Annotated in this window: 18 protein-coding genes and 3 tRNA genes; 7 read left to right on the top strand and 14 right to left on the bottom strand. The window is 75.8% G+C overall.

All coding sequences use genetic code 11. The features are described from left to right. Positions 1-73: 73 nt before the first annotated feature. Positions 74-751, top strand: a complete 678-nt coding sequence (locus IEV86_RS11915; protein WP_188484677.1) for a hypothetical protein — start codon at positions 74-76, stop codon at positions 749-751. Here the strand turns inward: IEV86_RS11915 and IEV86_RS11910 are convergent. Beyond that, entirely contained in the window at positions 684-2120 is a 1437-nt protein-coding gene (locus IEV86_RS11910; RefSeq protein ID WP_052426348.1) for a phosphotransferase, read from the bottom strand. The genes IEV86_RS11915 and IEV86_RS11910 overlap by 68 nt on opposite strands. 134 nt (positions 2121-2254) lie before the next feature. On the opposite strand from IEV86_RS11910, the gene IEV86_RS11905 reads away from it, so the two are divergent. From IEV86_RS11905 to IEV86_RS11895, 3 genes are read left to right on the top strand one after another with little or no spacing between them, the layout of a single operon-like run. Further along, positions 2255-3289 carry an adenosine deaminase gene (locus tag IEV86_RS11905; RefSeq protein WP_043607864.1) on the top strand — a complete coding sequence of 345 codons (1035 nt, stop codon included), beginning with the start codon at positions 2255-2257 and terminating at the stop codon, positions 3287-3289. A 59-nt stretch (positions 3290-3348) separates the two neighbouring features. Further along, the gene (locus tag IEV86_RS11900; protein ID WP_043607847.1) at positions 3349-4263 is read left to right on the top strand and encodes a hypothetical protein; all 915 of its coding nucleotides are present in this window, start codon (positions 3349-3351) and stop codon (positions 4261-4263) included. Next, positions 4260-4631: a GntR family transcriptional regulator gene (locus tag IEV86_RS11895; protein ID WP_043607863.1), complete on the top strand. Its 372-nt coding sequence runs from the start codon at positions 4260-4262 to the stop codon at positions 4629-4631. The genes IEV86_RS11900 and IEV86_RS11895 overlap by 4 nt, the downstream gene beginning before the upstream one ends. A gap of 56 nt (positions 4632-4687) precedes the next feature. Here the strand turns inward: IEV86_RS11895 and IEV86_RS11890 are convergent, their stop codons facing one another. From IEV86_RS11890 to IEV86_RS11880, 3 genes are all read right to left on the bottom strand, one after another. Further along, a complete protein-coding gene (locus tag IEV86_RS11890) occupies positions 4688-5776 on the bottom strand; it encodes a UDP-N-acetylmuramate dehydrogenase (RefSeq protein WP_438501608.1) in 1089 nt (362 codons plus the stop codon). Between the two features lie 132 nt (positions 5777-5908). Continuing rightward, complete coding sequence (locus IEV86_RS11885; RefSeq protein ID WP_081978821.1) at positions 5909-7237, bottom strand: MFS transporter; 1329 nt, start codon at positions 7235-7237, stop codon at positions 5909-5911. Then, on the bottom strand, positions 7234-8673 hold the full coding sequence (locus tag IEV86_RS11880) for an MFS transporter (protein WP_052426347.1): 1440 nt from the start codon (positions 8671-8673) through the stop codon (positions 7234-7236). Before IEV86_RS11880 ends, IEV86_RS11885 begins: the two co-directional genes overlap by 4 nt. Before the next feature lie 149 nt (positions 8674-8822). Between IEV86_RS11880 and IEV86_RS11875 the strand changes: the two genes are divergently transcribed. Next, on the top strand, positions 8823-9893 hold the full coding sequence (locus IEV86_RS11875) for a LacI family DNA-binding transcriptional regulator (RefSeq protein WP_043607844.1): 1071 nt from the start codon (positions 8823-8825) through the stop codon (positions 9891-9893). A gap of 42 nt (positions 9894-9935) precedes the next feature. Here IEV86_RS11875 and IEV86_RS11870 read toward each other — a convergent pair whose 3' ends face one another. The 7 genes from IEV86_RS11870 to IEV86_RS11840 form a co-directional block, all read right to left on the bottom strand. Further along, complete coding sequence (locus IEV86_RS11870) at positions 9936-10358, bottom strand: MaoC family dehydratase (protein ID WP_043607843.1); 423 nt, start codon at positions 10356-10358, stop codon at positions 9936-9938. Then, positions 10355-10804: an FAS1-like dehydratase domain-containing protein gene (locus IEV86_RS11865; protein ID WP_043607841.1), complete on the bottom strand. Its 450-nt coding sequence runs from the start codon at positions 10802-10804 to the stop codon at positions 10355-10357. The genes IEV86_RS11870 and IEV86_RS11865 overlap by 4 nt, the downstream gene beginning before the upstream one ends. 34 nt (positions 10805-10838) lie before the next feature. Then, a complete protein-coding gene (rpmG, locus tag IEV86_RS11860) occupies positions 10839-11009 on the bottom strand; it encodes a 50S ribosomal protein L33 (protein ID WP_034223958.1) in 171 nt (56 codons plus the stop codon). Positions 11010-11099: 90 nt separating this feature from the next. Further along, positions 11100-11176 (bottom strand) — tRNA-Met (locus IEV86_RS11855). A 60-nt stretch (positions 11177-11236) separates the two neighbouring features. Next, positions 11237-11309 (bottom strand) — tRNA-Thr (locus tag IEV86_RS11850). A gap of 101 nt (positions 11310-11410) precedes the next feature. After that, positions 11411-12157, bottom strand: coding sequence for a glucose 1-dehydrogenase (locus IEV86_RS11845; protein WP_043607854.1), 747 nt, complete (start codon positions 12155-12157; stop codon positions 11411-11413). A 204-nt stretch (positions 12158-12361) separates the two neighbouring features. Then, positions 12362-12443: transfer RNA gene (locus IEV86_RS11840), tRNA-Tyr, on the bottom strand. Between the two features lie 137 nt (positions 12444-12580). On the opposite strand from IEV86_RS11840, the gene IEV86_RS11835 reads away from it, so the two are divergent. After that, positions 12581-13072, top strand: coding sequence for a YajQ family cyclic di-GMP-binding protein (locus IEV86_RS11835; RefSeq protein WP_043607838.1), 492 nt, complete (start codon positions 12581-12583; stop codon positions 13070-13072). Between the two features lie 44 nt (positions 13073-13116). On the opposite strand, the gene htpX is transcribed toward IEV86_RS11835, so the two are convergent. Both htpX and IEV86_RS11825 read right to left on the bottom strand, forming a co-directional pair. Beyond that, positions 13117-14040 (bottom strand): zinc metalloprotease HtpX, encoded by a 924-nt coding sequence (gene htpX, locus IEV86_RS11830; protein ID WP_052426346.1) that lies wholly within the window; start codon positions 14038-14040, stop codon positions 13117-13119. Between the two features lie 163 nt (positions 14041-14203). Further along, positions 14204-15565, bottom strand: a complete 1362-nt coding sequence (locus IEV86_RS11825) for an FAD-dependent oxidoreductase (RefSeq protein WP_043607837.1) — start codon at positions 15563-15565, stop codon at positions 14204-14206. Between the two features lie 126 nt (positions 15566-15691). On the opposite strand from IEV86_RS11825, the gene rarD reads away from it, so the two are divergent. Next, the gene (rarD, locus tag IEV86_RS11820) at positions 15692-16609 is read left to right on the top strand and encodes an EamA family transporter RarD (protein ID WP_043607836.1); all 918 of its coding nucleotides are present in this window, start codon (positions 15692-15694) and stop codon (positions 16607-16609) included. A 51-nt stretch (positions 16610-16660) separates the two neighbouring features. Here the strand turns inward: rarD and IEV86_RS11815 are convergent, their stop codons facing one another. Beyond that, positions 16661-18070: an RDD family protein gene (locus tag IEV86_RS11815; protein WP_052426345.1), complete on the bottom strand. Its 1410-nt coding sequence runs from the start codon at positions 18068-18070 to the stop codon at positions 16661-16663. Positions 18071-18318: the final 248 nt, after the last annotated feature.

Below are 18318 nucleotides of genomic sequence, written 5' to 3'. Positions count from 1 at the left end.
ACGGCCCGCGGACGAGCGGGCGGCTCCGGGGAGCCGCCCGCTCGCGTCCTGCCGAGGGGGGCGCGGCAGGTCGGTGCGCCCGGGTGACCGGGCGGGTCGTCAGGCCGAGGGCGCCGACGGCGCGCTGGCCGGCGAGGGCGGCGTCGCGGGCGAGGCGGCCGAGGCCGGGCTCGCGGGCGTCACCGGCGACGGGGCGCTCGGCGGCGTGGGCGGCGTCACGGGCGAGGGCGCCGACACCGGCGACGGCGGCGTGACCGGCGACGGGGCCGACACCGGCGAGGGCGGCGTCACCGGGCTCGGGGCGGTGACCGGCGAGGGCGCCGACGCGGGGGTCGGGGGCGTCGCGGGCGACGGTGCGGACGCCGCGCTCGCGGTCGTGGGGGCCGAGGTCGCCGTGGGCGGGGTCATGGGCGTCATCGCGCTCGACGCCGTCACGGACGTGACGCCCGAGCCAGGTGTGAGCTGCGTGGGGCTCACCGACGGGGCGACGGTGGTGCCGACGGCGGGCTCGCGCGTGACCGACGGCGTCGGCGACGGCTCGTCGTCGTCCGCGGAGCGGGTCGTGACGCGCTCACCCGCGTCCTCGGGCGAGGGGGTCGAGAGCGGGCCGGCGCCGAGCGCGGCGGTCGCACCCACCCCCAGCGCGCCGAGTGCCCCGGTGACGACAGCGACGGTCCGTGCGTTCATGGGTGTCCTCCTCGTTCGGGGGCCGTTGCCGGCCCGACGTCCCCAGCCTCGGCGGACGTCATGAGACGCCGCGGACCGGACGGTGAGAGCTCTCTCAGATCCGTGGCGGCCTGGACCCACTCCTCGACGAGCGCGACGGCGTCCCGAGCCCGACCGCCGCCCTCGGGCGCCGCTCCCGCGACGAGCGAGAGCACCACGCCCGCGACCCGCGCGCGCAGCGCGACGGGGTCCACCGTCGCGTCGGCCGCCGCGAGCCAGCGCGCGAGCGTCGGCGGCACGTGGCGGTGCACCTCTGGCGCGAGCACCGGCAGGACCGCGAGGTGGCCGAGCAGGCAGGCGAGGTCGTCGACCCGGTGACCAGGGCCGGCGGAGTCGACGTCGAGGAGCCCGACCACCGCGTGGCCGGTCGGGCCGAGCAGGAGGTTGGCGTCGTGCAGGTCGCCGTGCGTCGGCACGACGGGGCCCGGGTCGGACCGCCCGACGAGCGAGGCGACCTCGCGTCCGAGCAGTCCGAGCTCGTGGGCCCGGTCGGGGACGACGGCGGCGGCGGCCTCGGCGTAGCGCTGCGCGTGGTCGGCCCACGCCCGGCGGCGCGGGAGCTCGAGCAGCCCGTCGGGGAACCGGTCGAGCAGCTCCACGACGGCCTGCGGGTCGAGGTCCGCCGCGCCGTCGACCGCGAGCGCATCCGTGAGGCGCGTCCCGCGGAGCTCCCCGAGGACCAGGACGCCGTCGCCCGCGTCCCGCACGGGCGCCACCGGGAGCCCCGCGTCGAGCAGGAGCGCGTGGCGACGCACGAGGTCGGGCGCGGTGCGGGGCCGGACGACCTTGAGGTACGCCGTCGTCGTGCCGGTCGTCGTGCCGGTCGTGGTACGCAGCACGGCGCGGCGCAGCGGCCGGTAGGTGACCAGCTCGAGCGTCGGCGGCGGCGCGTCGGGTGCGGGTGCGCCGGGCGCCGGCGTCGCCGCCCCGGGTGGCGTCACGACCGCGACCGCCGACGCGGCGTCGCTCACGCGCGCCAGGCCTGGCAGGACCGGGTCGGCGGGGTGGCGCCACACCGTGACCGGCCGACCGTCGAGCGTCGCCGTGGTGCTGCCGGGCGTGCCCGCCGGGACCGCTGCGGTCGTGCCGAGGAGGTACTCGTCGCCGCGGCTGCGCACGGTGGCCGCCGGACCCGGTCCCGGCCCCGCACCCTCCCAGGACACCGTCCACCCGACGGTCACCCCGACCCCGGGCCGGTGGTGCACCTGGTGCACGGCCCACCCCGTGAGTCGGACGCCCTCGGCCGCGAGCACCGCCGCCAGCAGGTCCCCCGCCGCGGCGCCCGTCAGCAGCGCGAGGTCGGACCGCTCGAGGTCGGCCGACGGTGCGGGGGCGAGCACGGGGGCCGGCACGGGGGCCAGCACGGGGGCGAGCACGGGGGCGTTCAGGGGCACGCCTCGAGACCACCACGTGCCCACGACGGCACCGGTGAGAGTCGGGTGAGAGGACTCTCATCCGACGGCGGGCCGCGGGACCGGCGAGCGCCGTGCCCGAGGCGGTGCGCGGGCACGGCTGGCAGACTGCGGGCGTGCGCGACCTGGCCCGGCTCCCGAAGGCGCACCTCCACCTGCACTTCACGGGGTCGATGCGCCCCTCGACGCTCGCCGAGCTCGCCGCCGCCCACGGGATGCGCCTGCCGCACGCGCTCCAGCACGGCGACCCGCTGCGCGCGCCCTCCGACGAGCGGGGCTGGTTCCGCTTCCAACGTCTGTACGACGCCGCTCGGGCGTGCGTGCGGTCCGAGGCGGACATGCGGCGTCTCGTCGCGGAGGCCGCCGAGGACGACGCGGCCGAGGGGTCCGGGCGCCTCGAGATCCAGGTCGACCCGACGTCGTACGCACCGTTCGTCGGCGGCCTCACGCCCGCGCTCGAGATCGTCCTCGACGAGGCGCGGTCCGCGTCGCGGCGGACCGGGGTCGAGGTGGGGGTCGTCGTCGCGGCGTCGCGGACGCGGCACCCGCTCGACGCGCGGACCCTCGCCCGGCTCGCGGTCCGGTACGCGGGCGACGGACCCGGCGAGGTCGTCGGCTTCGGGCTGAGCAACGACGAGCGGCGCGGGGACACGCCCGACTTCGCGCCCGCCTTCCGGATCGCGGCGCAGGCCGGGCTGGCGCTGGTCCCGCACGGCGGCGAGCTGCTCGGACCCGACCACGTGCGCGAGGTCGTCGACCACCTGCACCCGGACCGGCTCGGGCACGGCGTGCGGACGGCCGAGGACCCGCGCGTCCTGGGCGACCTCGTGCGGCGCGGCGTCGCGTTCGAGGTGTGCCCCGCGTCGAACGTCTCGCTCGGCGTCTACGCCGAGCACGGCCACGTGCCGCTGCGCACGCTCGCCGAGGCGGGCGCGACGGTCGCGCTCGGCGCGGACGACCCGCTGCTGTTCCGGTCCCGGCTCGTCGCGCAGTACGAGACGGCACGCACCGTGCACGGGTTCGACGACGCCGCGCTCGCCGAGCTCGCCCGGGGCTCGGTCCGGGCGTCCCGCGCCTCGGAGGGCACCCGGCGACGGATGCTCGCGGGCATCGACGCGTGGCTCGCGGAGCGGCCCCCGGTAGGCGGTTGACGCGCGGCCGTGCGGCTGTCAATGTATCAATGTCTTAGTTCATTGATGCAGGAGGTCCCGTGTCCGGATCGCTGATCGTCCTCGCCGTCCCGCTGGTCGCGCTGGTGGTCCTCGTCGTGGTCGCGGCCGTCCTCGTCGTCGGCCTGGCACGCCGTCCCGCCCCCGCCCCGTCGCAGGCGGCCGAGGTCGCACGCCGCCACGGCCGCAACGTCCACGTGGCCGCCTGGATCGCGGCCGTCGTGGTCCCACCGGTCGTGTCGTCCGCCGCGCCGGTCGCGCTCCAGACCGGCAGCCGCCCGCTGCTCGGCGGGGTCCTCGTCGGGCTCGCGCCCGCCGTCGCCGGCAGCGCGTTCCTCGCGGCGCACCTCGTCGGCGAGCGGACCTGGCCGCGGCCGACCGGGACGGTCCGGCGCGCGGCGCTGGAGCACCGCAGGGTGGTCGACGTGGTGCCGCGCCCGCTGCTGCGGGTCACGGCCGCGTGGACGGTCGGCCTGGCCCTCGTCCTCGTCGCCGCAGGCCTCACGGCCGCCGACGACGGGCGCTCCGTCGTGCGCACCGTCGGGTCGTCGACGTCCGGCGCGAGCCCGTACCCCGGGTGGTTCTACGGCGTCCCCCTGCTCGTCGCCACCGCGGTGGTCGTCGTCCTGACGGCGATCACGCTGCGCGTCGTGACGCAGCGCCCCGCCGTCGTCGACGCGGACCCGACCTACGACGCCGCGTCACGGCGCCTCTCGGGCCACCGCGTCCTGCGCGGCACGCAGCTCGTCCTCGCCCTGACGCTCGCGGGTGTGCTGTTCTTCGCGGGGAACGCGCTGCGCGGGGTCGAGCTCGTCGGGTTCGGTGCGGGCACCACGATCGCCGGCGTGCTCGTCGCGCTCACGGGTGCGGCGCTCGCGCTCGTCCCGGCCGCGCCGCCCGTGACGAGCTCCCCCCCGTGGCAGGCCGCCCCGGGTCCGGCGCGGGTCGGGCCGTGACGCTCGCGGTCGAGGTGCGCCTCGACTCGGGCGTCCCGCCCTACGAGCAGGTGCGCCTCCAGGTCCGCGCGCACGTCGCGGCGGGCCGGCTGCGCGCGGGCGACCGGCTGCCGACGATCCGCGCGCTGGCCGCCGACCTCGGCGTCGCGACCGGGACGGTCGCCCGGGCGTACCGCGAGCTCGAGTCCGACGGCGTCGTCGTCACCCGGCGGCGGACCGGCACCGTGGTCGCCGAGGGCACGCCGCGCGAGGACGCCGGAGTCCGGGCAGCGGCCGAGCGTCTCGTGACGGTGGCGCGCGCGGCAGGGCTGCCCGACGACGCGGTCCTGGAAGCCGTGCGGGGGGCGCTGCTGGCCGAGCGCGGCTGAGCCGCGTCCGCCCACCCTCTGGCGCGGCGGCCGGTCACGCCGGCCCCGCCGTCGCGTCAGAGCGTCGCGCCGACCACGACCGGCTCGGGCTCGAGCTCGATGCCGAACCGGTCGCGCACGCCGTCCCGCACCGTGCGGGCCAGCGCGAGGAGCTCGGCCGTGGTGCCACCGCCGCGGTGCGTGAGCGCGAGGGCGTGCTTGGTCGACAGGCCCACGGTCCCGGGCAGCCCGTACCCCTTGCCGAAGCCCGCGTGCTCGATGAGCCATGCGGCGCTCGTCTTGACCAGCGACTCGTCGACCACGCCGAGGCTCGGCCCGGTCGTCCGCTCGGGGCGCGCCGAGCGCACCGCGAAGCGGGGCGCACCCTCGGGGAGGCGGTCGGCGACCTCGGCCGGGACCACGGGGTTGGTGAAGAACGACCCGGCGCTCCACGTGTCGGGATCCGCGTCGTCGAGCACCATGCCCTTGCCGCGCCGCAGGTCCAGCACGGTGTCGCGGACCTGCGCGAGTGGGGCCCGCTCCCCCACCGCGACACCCAGGCGGCGCGCGAGCTCGGCGTACGCGACCGGCGCCGAGAGCGTGCCGAGCCGCAGCTGGAAGCCCACGTCGAGCACGACGTACCGCGGGGTCGGCGCCCAGGTGGACCACGACCCGTCGTCGGCGCGCAGCGAGCGCTTGAGCGTCGAGGTCCGGTAGCCGAAGCCGAGGTCGGTGAGCGCGAGGGTGCGCACGCGCGACCGCTCGCGGTCCCACACCCGCACGGTCGAGACGACGCCCGCGACGTCCTGACCGTACGCGCCGACGTTCTGCACAGGCGTCGCACCCGTCGAGCCCGGGATCCCCGCGAGCGCCTCGACGCCGACCCAGCCCTCGGCGACGGCGCGGTCCACGACGTCGACCCAGGGCGTCCCGGCGGGGACGGAGATGCTCGCTCCACCGCACGAGTCGGCCGCCTCGACCTCGATGCCGGTCCGGACGTCACGCACGACGACGCCCGGGAAGCCCTCGTCGGGCACGACGACGTTCGACCCGCCGCCGAGGACGAGGACGGGCTCGTGCGCCTCGTCGGCGAGCCGGACCGTCTCGGCGAGCTCCTCGGCGGACGCCGTCTCGACGTAGCGCGCGGCCGGCCCCCCGAGGCGCAGCGTCGTGAGGTCGGCGAGCAGCCGGCCGCCCGTCGGTGCGGCGCCGGGCCCTGCGGCGCTGGGCTCGGCGCGGCGACCTGCGGTGTAGGACTCGGCCGGGACGTCGGTGCGCGAGGTGGTCACCGGCCCAGGCTAGTTCGCCGCCTCCGCCCGGGCAGGGGTGGTCGCGTCGGCCCCGGCTCGCCCGTCGCCGCCGTCGGCCGAGCGGTCGGTGCCGTCAGGTCGGTCACCGCCCGACTCCGGGAGCGCTGCCGGCTCGACGGGCGGACGGGCCGCCTGGACCACGAGCAGGCCGATGAGCACCGGGACGCCGACCGCGAGCAGCGCGTGCCGGTAGCCCACGTGCTCCGCGAGCAGGCCCAGCAGCGGCGGCCCGGCGAGGAACGCGGTGTACCCGATGGTCGCGACGACGGCGAGGCGCGGCGCGGCGCGGCGCGGGTCGTCCGACGCCGCGCTCATGCCGACCGGGAACCCGAGCGCTGCGCCGAGGCCCCATGCGACGACCCCCACGAGCGCGAGCGGCAGCCACGGGACGAGGCCGAAGACGAGCAGCCCGACGAGCGACAGCGCGGCCGAGGCACGCAGCACCGCGACGCGGCCGAAGCGGTCGAGCAGCGGCGTGCCGAGCAGGCGCATGCCCGTCATCGCGGTCACGAAGACCGCGAAGCCCAGGGCGCCGACGGCGTCGTTCGCGCCGAAGCCGTCGACGACGGCGAGGCTCACCCAGTCGTTGGCCGCACCCTCGGTGAGGGCCGCGGCGAGGACGACGAGCCCGACGAGGAGCGTGCGCGGCTCGAGCCAGGCGTTGAACCGGCGGGTCGGCCCGTCGGTCGCGGGCTCCTCGTGCGCGTCGTGCGTGCCCTCGGGGAGGAACGCGCGCGTCGCGACGAGCAGGGCGACGGTGCTGAGCGAGAGCGCGACGGCGAGGTGGGCGATGACCGCCGCGTCGAGCCACGCGGCGAGCGCACCCGCGGCCGCGCCGGCCATGGTGCCGAACGAGAACCCGGCGTGGAACCGCGGCATGATCGCGCGCCCGAGGCGCTGCTCGACGGCCGCGCCCTCGAGGTTCATCGCCGCGTCGCCGACGCCCATGCCCACGCCGAAGAGCACGAGGCCCACGCCCGCGAGCGGGACGGAGCCGATCAGCACGGCCGTCGCGGCGACGACGAGGCCGCCCACGTGCAGGAGCGCGAAGCCGACGACCGTGCGACGCGCGCCGAGCCGCTGGACGACCATCCCCGACAGCGGCAGGGCGGTCACCGAGCCGAGACTGCCGACGAGCAGCAGCAGGCCGAGCCGGTCCGGGCTGAGCTCGAGCGCGTCCCGCACGGCCGGCAGGCGCGCGGCCCAGCTCGCGAAGTTGAAGCCCGTGACGAAGAAGACGACGAGCACGGCGACGATCGCGCGACGGACGAGACGCGCCTCGGCCGCGGCCGCTGCGGACGGGACGGTGGCGCTCACCGCACGACCTCCTCGAGAAGGGGCCCGCGCTGGGCCGGGACTGCGGACGGCACGGCGGGCGGTCCGGCGGGCACGGTCGGCAGGGCCGCCGTGGGCGTGACCGACGCCTCGTGGGTGGCCGACGTCGCCGCCGGCGCGTCGGGGGCGGTGTCCACCGCGAGGACGAGCGCGTCGTCGTCGACGGGCGGGGTCGCCGTTGCCGGCGTACCGGGCTGGGCGTCGGCGGGGGCGGCGACCGAACGGGCCAGCACGACGCTCACGGCGAGCCCGACGGCGACGAGCAGCAGCGCGTGGCGCGCGCCCACGGCGCCCGCCGCGAGGCCGAGCAGCGGCGGCGCGGCGATCGAGGAGACCGACGCGAACGCCGAGACGACGGCGACCCGGCTCGCGGCGCGCAGCGGCTCGTGCGACACGGCGGCCATGCCGATCGGGACGACGAGCCCCGCACCGAGACCCCAGCCGACGACGCCGACGACCGCCAGCGGCAGGGACGGCGCGAGGCCGAAGAGCAGGAGCCCGCCGAACGCGACCGACCCCGAGGCGGCCAGCACCGTGACGCGCCCGAACCGGTCGATCGCCCACGTCCCGGCGAGCCGGGCGACCATCATCGAGCCCGTGAAGACGCCGTAGACGACCGCCGCGACGGCCTCGGTCTGCCGGAACCCGTCGACGACCGCGATCGCGAGCCAGTTGTTCGCGGAGCCCTCCGAGAGCGCCGCGGTGAGCACGATGACGCCGACGACGAGCGTCCGACGCTCGCGCCACGCGCCGAGCGCGCTGCGCATCCCGCGGGCCGCCGGCGGTGCGTCGGCGGCACGCGGCGGGACGGGCAGCACGGCCGCCGGGATCGACGCGAGGCGCCACACGAGCGAGACCAGGCCGATGCCGCCGAACTGCACGAGCAGCGGCACGTCGAGGAAGGCCGCGCCCGCGCCGAGCAGCGACCCGGTCACCGCGCCCACCGAGAACGCCGCGTGGAACTGCGGGACCACCGTGCGCCCCAGCGCACGCTCGACGACGACCGTCTCGACGTTCATGGGGACGTTGCCGAGCGCGAAGGACGCCGACATCACGAACACGCCGACGACGAGCACCTCGACGCGCCCCAGCGCCGGGCCGAGGCCCAGCAGCACGGTCGCGACGGAGAACATGACCGCGGCCGCGGTGAGCGTGCGCCGGCTGCCGTACCGGGTGACGACGCCGCCCGCGACGAGCACCGTGAGGAGCGAGCCGACGGCGCCGAGAAGGAGGACGACGCCGAGCCCCGCCTCACTGAGGTCGAGCGCCGAGCGGACCGAGGGCATGCGGGCGAGCCAGCTCGAGACGGTCACGCCGAGGAGCAGGTACAGGCCGAGGAGCTGGCGGTGCGCACGGGTCACGTGCGGCGCGACGGGCGGGGCGGTGCGGCCGCGGGGTGCGGCGGCGGGGCGGGGCATGACGGTCCTGGTCTCGTGTGCGGGGTGGGTGGGGCGCGTGGGGCGGGCGACGGGAGCGGTTGCGCTCTCGAAACGATTCGACGGCCCATCGGCGAGTCTCCCGCTAGGCTGAGCCACCGTCAATCCGTTTCCGGCCACGAGCAGGTGAGATGGGGCACAGCCGCACCACCCTGGCCGACGTGGCCGCCGCCGCGGGCGTGTCGGTCTCGACCGCGTCGCTGGCCTTCTCGGGCTCCGGGCCGATCGCCGACGACACGCGCGCGCGGGTCCTCGCGGCCGCTGCGGAGCTCGGCTACTCGGGCCCGAACCCGCTGGGCCGGTCGCTGCGCAGCGGACGGTCGGGCATCGCGGGCGTCGTCATCGGCGACCAGCTCCGCCGCAGCTTCCGCGACCCGGTCTCGGTCCAGGTGCTCGACGGGCTCGTGAGCACGCTCGGGCGGCAGGGGCTCGGCGTGCTGCTCGTCGCGTCCGAGGCCCAGGTCGACGACGAGGACGCGATCGTCCCGTCACCCCTGCTCGAGAGCGCGGCGATGGACGCGGCCGTCGTCATCTGGGGCGCCCACCGGGACGACCCGTCGCTCGCGGTCCTCCAGCGCCGCGGCGTGCCCGTCGTCGTCGGCGAGGGTCCGTCGTCGGTCGACGCACCCGTCGTCGGGATCGACGACCGGGGCGGCTCGGCCGCGCTCGGCCGCCACCTGCTGGAGCTCGGCCACCACCGCGTCGCGACCGTGACGCTGCCGTTCGACCGGCGGCGACGCTGCGGGCCGGTCGACGCCGCGCGCATGGAGCAGCTCGACTGGACGCCGACGCGGCACCGGCTCGCCGGGCTGCGCGACGCGGGGATCGACCCGGTCGCGGTCGTCGAGGCGGACGCGTCCCTCGTCGAGGCGGGGCAGGCCGCCGGGCGCCTCGCGCTCGACGTCGCCGACCCGCCGACCGCCGTCGTGGCGCAGTCGGACCTCCTCGCCGCGGGCGTCCTCATCGCGGCGCGCGACCTCGGCCTCCGCGTGCCCGACGACGTCTCCGTCGCGGGCTTCGACGGCCTCGACCTGCCCTGGCTCGCGCCGGACGTGCTCACGACCGTCGCGCAGCCGCTCGCCGCCAAGGGAGAGGCGATGGGGCAGATGGTCCTCGAGCTGCTGGCCGGCGGGAGCCCGGCGAGCGTCACGCTCGACGTCGAGCTGCGCCCGGGGACGACGACGGGCCCGCCGCGGGGCTGAGCCGCGCGGCGTCCGAGCCGAACGGGACGGCCGGACGGGACGTCAGAGGCGGACGAGCGCCTGCGCCTTGCCGAGCACGCGGGCGCCCTCGACGGTGACCGTCAGGTCGACGCGCACGGTCCCGGCATCGCGGTCGACGGCACCGACCGTCGCGGTGACCTCGAGGACGGCGACACCCTGCTCGGGCACCGGCACGGGACGCGTGAAACGGACCCCGTAGTCGACCACGGCTCCCGGGTCGCCGGCCCAGTCCTCGACGAGCGTCACGGCCGCGCCCATCGTCAGCATGCCGTGCGCGATCACGCCGGGGAGGCCGACCTCGCGCGCGAACCGCTCGTCCCAGTGGATGGGGTTCCGGTCGCCCGACGCCCCGGCGTAGCGCACGAGGGCGGCACGGTCGAGCTCGACCGTGCGCGTGCCCACGACCGCACCGACCTCGAGGTCGTCCAGGACCGGGCGCGTCATGCGCCCTCCCCGCGGACCGCGAGCGTCGACACGACGCTCGCCACCGGCATGCCGCCGGCGTCCGAGATCTCGCACCGGGTCGTCACCATCGCGATCCCCGCGCGCTCGGTGATCGAGTCGACGTGCAGCACCGTCACGAGCTCGTCGCCGGCGTGGACCGGACGGTGGTGCGTGAAGCGCTCGTCGGCGTGGACGACGCGCGAGAAGTCGATGCCCGCCTCGGCGTCCTGGATCAGCTGGGCCTCGGCCCTCTGGGCGACGACGACGAGGAACGTCGGCGGAGCGACGACGTCCGGGTGCCCGAGCGCTCGCGCCGCCTCGACGTCGTGGTGGGCCGGGTGGCTCGCGCCGACGGCGAGGGCGAACTCGCGGACGTGCTCACGCCCGACGGCGTACGGCTCGGTCGGAGCATAGGAACGACCCGCGTAGGCGGTGTTCACAGCCATCGCGGGTCGGCCCGGGGTGCTCGAGCGGACGCGCTCAGCGGGTCTCGCGGTGGACGGTGTGGCGACCGTCGCGCGGGCAGAACTTCTTCATCTCCAGACGGTCCGGGTCGTTGCGCCGGTTCTTCTTGGTGATGTAGTTCCGCTCCTTGCACTCGGTGCACGCGAGCGTGATCTTCGGACGGACGTCCTGGGACTTGCTGGCCACGGTCTTGCCACCTCTCGCGCCGTCGACTGCAGCGCCTCTGTCTGTCGGCGCGCACCACCGGGACCGGCGCGCGCGTTGTCTGCCACTGGGTGGTAGCGGGGGCGGGGATCGAACCCGCGACCTCACGATTATGAGTCGTGCGCTCTGACCTACTGAGCTACCCCGCCCCTATCGGCACCGAAGGTCGCCCGACGGTCTTCGACCGTCCGGCGACCCGGCACCAACAGAGCCCCGAAAGGGAATCGAACCCTTGACCTTCTCCTTACCATGGAGACGCTCTGCCGACTGAGCTATCGGGGCAGCGCGTGCCAGGGTACACGGCGTGGAGGCGTGCCGCGAAATCGGACCCTCGCCACGCGCCCGGCGGCCCCCTCGCCCCGGCTCCCTGCCCGCATCCGGCCTCAGCCAGGCGGGAGGACGCCGAGCACCATGCCGCCGTCGACGGCGAGCTCGGCGCCCGTGACGAAGGCCGCCTCGTCCGAGACGAGGTACGCGACCGCCGCCGCGATCTCCTCGGGCTCGCCGATGCGCGGGATCGCGTACGCCGCGAACATCGCCTCGTCGGCGCCTGCCGCCATCGGGGTCCGCACGCCGCCCGGGTGGATCGAGTTGACACGGATCCCGTCGTGCCCGAGGTCGAGCGCAGCGCACTTCGTCAGGCCCCGCACGCCCCACTTGCTCGACGCGTACGCCGACAGGCCGGGCATCGGCACGAGGCCCGCCGCCGAGGAGATGTTGACGATCGCGCCGCCGCCCGCGGACCGCATGTCCGGCACGACCGCCTGGATCCCGAGGAACGGGCCGACGAGGTTGACGTCGTAGACGCGACGGATGTCGGCCTCGGGCGTCGAGTCGACGGATCCCTGCACGAGGACCCCGGCGTTGTTGACGAGGATGGTGACGGGGCCGAACTCGTTCGCCGCTTCGACGGCGCCGGCCCAGCTCTCGGCCGAGGTGACGTCGAGCGTGACGAACCGCACACGGGCACCGGTCCCCGCGACCTCGTCCGCGAGCGCCTTGCCCTCGGCCTCGAGGACGTCACCCGCGACGACGGCCGCCCCCTCGGCGGCGAGGCGACGCACGTGCGCCGCTCCCATCCCGCGAGCGCCACCGGTCACGATCGCGACCCTGCCGTCCAGACGAGCCATGACGACCTCCAGCCCGCCGACGCGTCGCGTCGGCTCCCGACCCGCGGGCCGTGGCTCGGACCGCGGTCCTGGTCCCACGGTCGTCCGGTGCGCGGCAGCCCGACAGGGCCCAACGTCCCGGCCCGGCGCAGGACGCGCTCCCCCGACCCTCCGGAGATGCAGGACGCCCCGCCCTGGTGGACCAGGACGGGGCGTCACTCGCGGTGGCAGGTGAGGGATTCGAACCCCCGTAGCATGACGCGGCTGATTTACAGTCAGCTCCCTTTGGCCGCTCGGGCAACCTGCCGTGCACCGCACCGGACCGACCGTTCGAGACGTACGAGCGTTCCGAGCCCGGCTGCGGATGGAAGGATAGCAACTCCGGAGGGCGCTCCCGAACACGCCCGGCGCGCACCCCCGCACACGACCACGCAGGAGGACAGCATGGCTTCGGAGTCGTCGTTCGACGTCGTCAGCAAGGTCGACCGCCAGGAGGTCGACAACGCGCTCAACCAGGCCGCGAAGGAGATCTCGCAGCGCTACGACTTCAAGAACGTGGGCGCGTCGATCGCGTGGAGCGGCGAGAAGATCGTCATGACCGCGAACTCGGAGGAGCGCGTCAAGGCGGTCCTCGACGTGTTCGAGACCAAGCTCATCAAGCGCGGCATCTCGCTGAAGTCGCTCGACGCGGGCGAGCCCAAGGCATCGGGCAAGGAGTACCGGCTCGAGGCCGCGGTCAAGGAGGGGATCGCGACCGACGAGGCGAAGAAGATCTCCAAGCTCATCCGCGACGAGGGCCCCAAGGGCGTCAAGGCGCAGATCCAGGGTGACGAGCTCCGGGTGTCGGCGAAGAGCCGCGACGACCTCCAGGCCGTCATCGCGATGCTCAAGGGCGCCGACCTCGACGTCGCGCTCCAGTTCGTCAACTACCGCTGAGGCCCGGCGGGCCGGGCGGCCCGCGCGGGACCGCTCAGTACCGCTCAGTACCGCGTGATGCCGCCCTGCTCGCCCGCCATCGCCCGCAGCCGCGCGACGCGCTCCGCCATGGGCGGGTGGGTCGCGAACATCGCCGCCATGCCGCCCCCGCGGAACGGGTTGGCGATCATCAGGTGCGACACGTCGACGAGGTCCCGGTTCGCCGGGAGCGGCGCCCGCCGGGTCCCCCGCTCGAGCTTCTCGAGCGCCGACGCGAGCGCGAGCGGGTCGCCCGTCAGACGCGCTCCGTCCTCGTCGGCGTCGTACTCGCGCGTGCGGCTGATCGCGAGCTGGATGAGCATCGCCGCGAACGGCGCGAGCAGCGCCATCGCGAGCACCGCGAGCGGGTTGCCGCCGCCGCGCTCCCGGTCGCCACCACCGAAGATCATCATCATCTGCGCGACCGACGTGATGACGCCCGCGAGCGCGGCGGCGACCGACGACGTGAGGATGTCGCGGTTGTAGACGTGCATGAGCTCGTGCCCGAGCACACCGCGCAGCTCGCGCTCGTCCAGCGTCATGAGGATGCCCGTCGTGCAGCACACGGCGGCGTTGCGGGGGTTGCGTCCGGTCGCGAACGCGTTGGGCGCCATGGTCGGCGACACGTAGAGGCGCGGCATCGGCTGGCGTGCCTGCGTCGACAGCTCGCGCACGATCCGGTACATCACGGGCTGCTCGAGCTCGCTCACGGGACGCGCGCGCATCGCGCGGATCGCGATCCTGTCGGAGTTCCAGTACGAGTACGCGGTCCCGAGGACGCCGAACGCCGCGAAGAGCCACAGCCAGCGGCCCTCGCCGACGAGGCCGCCGATCACCAGCAGCACGAGCCAGAGCACGCCGAAGAGCGCCGCCGTCTTGACCCCGTTCAGGTGCCTGCGTCCCACCAGGTCCTCCTCGTCTCCACCGTGCGCCGACGCCACCTGCGCCATCCTGACCTGCACCGGAGTGCCCGCGCCCACCCGGAGAACGGTCGACGGCGGGACGGCGTTCCCCGACGCCGGACACGCGAGGAGCCCCCACCCGGACGGGTGAGGGCTCCTCGCTGCCGCTCGGGGCCGGCGGGCCGCCGGCAGGCGGCCGACGTGCGGGCTGTCAGGCCTCGCCGCGGATGATCGCGAGCATCTCCTCGCGCGGGACGACCTTGATCCGCTCGCGCCCGTGCGGACGACCGAGCTCCTGCTCCCACGCGTCGAGGACCATCCAGCCCGTCCACTCGACGTGGCCGACGCCCTTGGCCGTGAGGAAGTCCGTCACCGCGCCGGGGTCGCGCTCGGGTGCGCGCTCGAGCGTGTCGACGTCCGAGACGAGGTGCTTGATCGTCTCGGTCGCGTCGGACTTCGTGTGCCCGATGAGGCCGACGGGGCCGCGCTTGATCCAGCCGGTCGTGTAGACGCCGGGCACGGGCTCGCCGTCGGGCTGCACGACGCGACCCTCACGGTTGCTGATCACGCCCGCCGCGGAGTCGAACGGGATGCCCGGCAGCGGCGACCCGAAGTAGCCGACCGCGCGGTACACGGCCTGGACGGGCCACTCGTGCATCTCCCCCGAGCCGGCGACCGTCCCGTCGCCGGTGAGCACCGTGCGCTCGGTGCGCAGACCGGTGACGCGGTCCTCGCCGAGCACCGCGACCGGCCGGTGCAGGAAGTGCAGGTGGATCCGACGGCTCGCGGTGAGCTCCTCGGGCTCGCGCAGCGTCCAGTCCGTCAGGGTCTTGACGACCTGCTTGGTCTGGTTCGAGGAGTGGATCGCCGCCATCGAGCCCTCGTCGAACTCGAAGTCCTCGGGGTAGACGACGACGTCGACGTCGGGCACGTGCCCGAGCTCGCGCAGCTCGAGCGGGCTGAACTTGACCTGCGCCGGACCACGCCGCGCGAAGACGTGCACGTCCGTGACGGGGCTCGTCAGGAGCCCCTGGTAGACGTTGTCGGGCACCTCGGTGCTCAGCAGGTCCTTCGGGTGCTTGGCGAGGATGCGCGCCACGTCGAGCGCGACGTTGCCCGCGCCGACGACGGCGATCTGCTCGGCCTCGAGCGGCCAGGTCCGCGGCACGTCCGGGTGGCCGTCGTACCAGGACACGAAGTCGGCCGCGCCGTACGACCCGGGCAGCTCGATGCCCGGGATCCGTAGGTCGGCGTCCTTGATGGCGCCGGTCGAGAAGATCACCGCGTCGTAGAAGCGGCGCAGGTCGTCGAGGTCGACGTCGGTGCCGAAGTCCACGTTGCTGAGCAGGCGGATGTCGCCGCGCTCGAGGATCTTGTGCAGCGCGACGATGATCTGCTTGATGCGCGGGTGGTCGGGCGCGACGCCGTAGCGCACGAGCCCGAAGGGCGCGGGAAGCCGCTCGAACAGGTCGATCGAGACCTCGAGCCCGGACTTGGACAGGATGTCGGACGCGTAGATGCCCGCGGGGCCCGCGCCGACGACCGCCACGCGCAGGGCGTTGCTGCTGCTCACGTGAGAAGGACGCCTTCCGGAAGGGGGAGCCAGGGCCACACGCAGGGCCCGGCAGGACGCTGGGGCCAGTGTAGGCGGTGCGGGACGGCCGCCCACGAGGGACGTCCGTGGGCGTAGGTTCGCCCGGTGCCGACGGTCTCCTCACGCCCCGGGCTCGCGATGGGCCTCGGCGCGTACCTGCTGTGGGGCTTCCTCCCCCTGTACTTCCCGCTCCTCGAGCCCGCGGGACCGGTCGAGATCATCGCCCACCGCGTCGTGTGGTCGCTCGTGTTCTGCCTGCTCGCCGTGGCCGCGCTGCGGGGTTGGGGGGCGCTCGCGCGGGCGGTCCGGGACACCCGCACGCTCGGCACGCTCGCCGTCGCCGCGGTGCTCGTGGGCGCCAACTGGCTCGTCTTCGTCCACGGGGTCCTGACCGGGCACACCGTCGACGCGGCGCTCGGCTACTACATCAACCCGCTCGTGACCGTGGCGCTCGCGGTCGTCGTCCTCGGTGAGCGCATGCGTCCCGCGCAGTGGGTCGCGCTCGGCGTGGGCGCGCTCGCCGTCGTCGTCATCACGGCCGGGGTCGGCCGCCTGCCCTGGATCGCGCTCACGCTCGCGGTCACCTTCGGGCTGTACGGACTCATCAAGAACCGCGTCGGCCGGACGGTGCCCGCCGTGACGAGCCTCGCGGTCGAGACGGCGGTGCTCGCGCCGTTCGCCCTGGCGTACCTCGTGCTGCTCGACGCGCAGGGCACGGGCTCCTGGGGGCAGCACGGTGCCGGGCACGCGCTCGCGCTCGCGGGCACGGGCGTCGTCACGGCGGTGCCGCTGCTGCTGTTCGGGTCGGCCGCCCGGCGGCTCCCGCTGAGCGTCGTCGGGCTGCTGCAGTACGCCGCGCCCACGGTGCAGTTCGCGGTCGGCGTGCTCGTCTTCGGGGAGGACATGCCGACGGCCCGGTGGGTCGGTTTCGGGCTCGTGTGGCTCGCGCTCGTCGTCCTCACGGCCGACGGGCTGCGCACCGGGCGGGCCGACCGGCTCGCCGCGCGACGTCCCGCCGCCTGAGGGGCGCGTCGTGCCCGGGCCCGACGTCGGGGCCCCTCACCCGGGAGCGGGTCAGAGAGCGTCGACCGTCGCGACGCTCAGGCCGTAGTCGCCGAACGCGACCGAGGCACCCGGCGGGATGCGGACCTGCTGGTCCGCACCGCACAGGATCTGCTGGCCGTCGGCGAGCGTCACCACCGTGCCGTTGGTCGAGTCGCGGTCCTTGACCCACAGGCCGGCGCGGTCGACGCCGAGCAGCAGGTGCGTCTTGGAGACCGATCGGCCCGGGTCGGCGACCCGGATCAGGTGGTCGGCGTCCTCACCCGGTCGCGGCGCGGGGTTGCGGCCCACGAGCGCGGTCCCGGTGAAGGTCACGCGCTGGCCGTCGGTGAGCTCGACGGTCACCTCGGCACCGTCGCCCCGCAGCTCGGGGACCTTGCCCCGCGCGGGTCGCAGCCGCGTGCTCTCGACGTCCTCGTCCGCGGACGCGAACGACGTCGCGGTCATGACCTCGTGCGACGGCGGGACGACGCGGCGCACCGGGGCGGTGGGCTCCTCCGCCGCTCGCGTCCGGCGTGACGGGTCGGTGTCACCGCGCACGACCGTCTCGGGCGACGCCGACGGCGCGGGCACGGCAGCTGCCGGCTGGCTCGTCGGCGGGCTCGCCGGCCGGCTCTCCTGCGCGGCCGGCTGGCTCGTCGGCTGGGTGGTGGCCGCCGGGACGTGCGTGACGACCGCCGGCCGCTGGTCGGCATGCTCGTCGTCGTCGGCACGCCGCTCGGCGCGGCCGGGCGCCGCGGGGCGGGTCGGCGCGGCGTCGACCGGCACGTGGGTGACCAGGGGACGCGGCTCGGCCTGCGCGGACGAGACCGGGGGGAACGGGGACCGCGCCGCCGCGACGTCGACGAGGCGCGCGTCGCGGACCTCGGACGCGGGCGCCGCGGCGCGCAGGACGGAGTCCAGGCGACGCGCGGCGTCCTGGCCCGACGTGCCGCCGGACACGGTGGGGTCGACGCCGACGACGACGTCGAGCAGGACCGCACGCGCCGCGCGGTCGTGCCATCCGCGACGCAGACCCGACGGGTCCGCGAACGGCGAGAGCCAGACGGCGAGCGACCCGACGACCGGCAGCACGCCGGCGGCGAGGGGCACGACCCCGCGCAGGAGCGCACGGCCGAGACCGACCGGCCGACCCGTGGTGACGTCGAGCAGGCGCAGCCCCGCGAGACGCTTGCCGAGGGTCACGCCGCGCGCCCCGAGGAGCCACCACTGCGCGACGCCCAGGACCACGAGCATCGCCGCGCCGAGGAGCACCAGCCCGCCCGCGCCGTCCTCGGCGGGGGCGGCGCCGTCGGAGGTCAGCAGGCCGACCACGCCGGCCACGACGAACGCGCCGCCGAGGAGCGCGGCCGCGACGAGGTCGATGACGAACGCGAGGAAGCGCCGTCCCCAGCTCGCGGGCAGGGCTCCGGGCGTCGGCATCAGGTCGTGCTCCCAGCTGGACGTGCGGCTCCGTCCTCGCGGACGGCGGTCTCCTCCCTCATCGGCACGGGAGGCCCGGGACCTGAGGGATGACGGCTGGTCGGCTGGTCCGCGGTGGCGCGGACGCCCGCGCGCCGCGCGACGACCCGTCATGACGCACCCCCTGTGCTCGCCCGGTGCTGCTCACCCGTGCTCGTCGCCCGTGCTGCTCCCCCGGACCGCCATCGTAGGCAGCCGCCCGCGTGCGC

Origin of the sequence: Cellulomonas carbonis, assembly GCF_014636275.1 — a bacterium.
Classification (GTDB): domain Bacteria; phylum Actinomycetota; class Actinomycetes; order Actinomycetales; family Cellulomonadaceae; genus Actinotalea; species Actinotalea carbonis.
The sequence above is the reverse complement of the archived record's forward strand: the minus strand, read 5'-3'. Positions and strand labels throughout refer to the sequence as shown.

What these genes read in the sequence shown, in the direction of transcription:
- IEV86_RS11880 (WP_052426347.1), bottom strand. Translation starts at nt 8,673, where the DNA reads ATGCCCCGCCCCGCCGCCGCACCCCGCGGCCGCACCGCCCCGCCCGTC.
- IEV86_RS11875 (WP_043607844.1), top strand. Translation starts at nt 8,823, where the DNA reads ATGGGGCACAGCCGCACCACCCTGGCCGACGTGGCCGCCGCCGCGGGC.
- IEV86_RS11870 (WP_043607843.1), bottom strand. Translation starts at nt 10,358, where the DNA reads ATGACGCGCCCGGTCCTGGACGACCTCGAGGTCGGTGCGGTCGTGGGC.
- IEV86_RS11865 (WP_043607841.1), bottom strand. Translation starts at nt 10,804, where the DNA reads ATGGCTGTGAACACCGCCTACGCGGGTCGTTCCTATGCTCCGACCGAG.
- IEV86_RS11845 (WP_043607854.1), bottom strand. Translation starts at nt 12,157, where the DNA reads ATGGCTCGTCTGGACGGCAGGGTCGCGATCGTGACCGGTGGCGCTCGC.
- IEV86_RS11835 (WP_043607838.1), top strand. Translation starts at nt 12,581, where the DNA reads ATGGCTTCGGAGTCGTCGTTCGACGTCGTCAGCAAGGTCGACCGCCAG.
- htpX (WP_052426346.1), bottom strand. Translation starts at nt 14,040, where the DNA reads ATGGCGCAGGTGGCGTCGGCGCACGGTGGAGACGAGGAGGACCTGGTG.
- IEV86_RS11815 (WP_052426345.1), bottom strand. Translation starts at nt 18,070, where the DNA reads ATGCCGACGCCCGGAGCCCTGCCCGCGAGCTGGGGACGGCGCTTCCTC.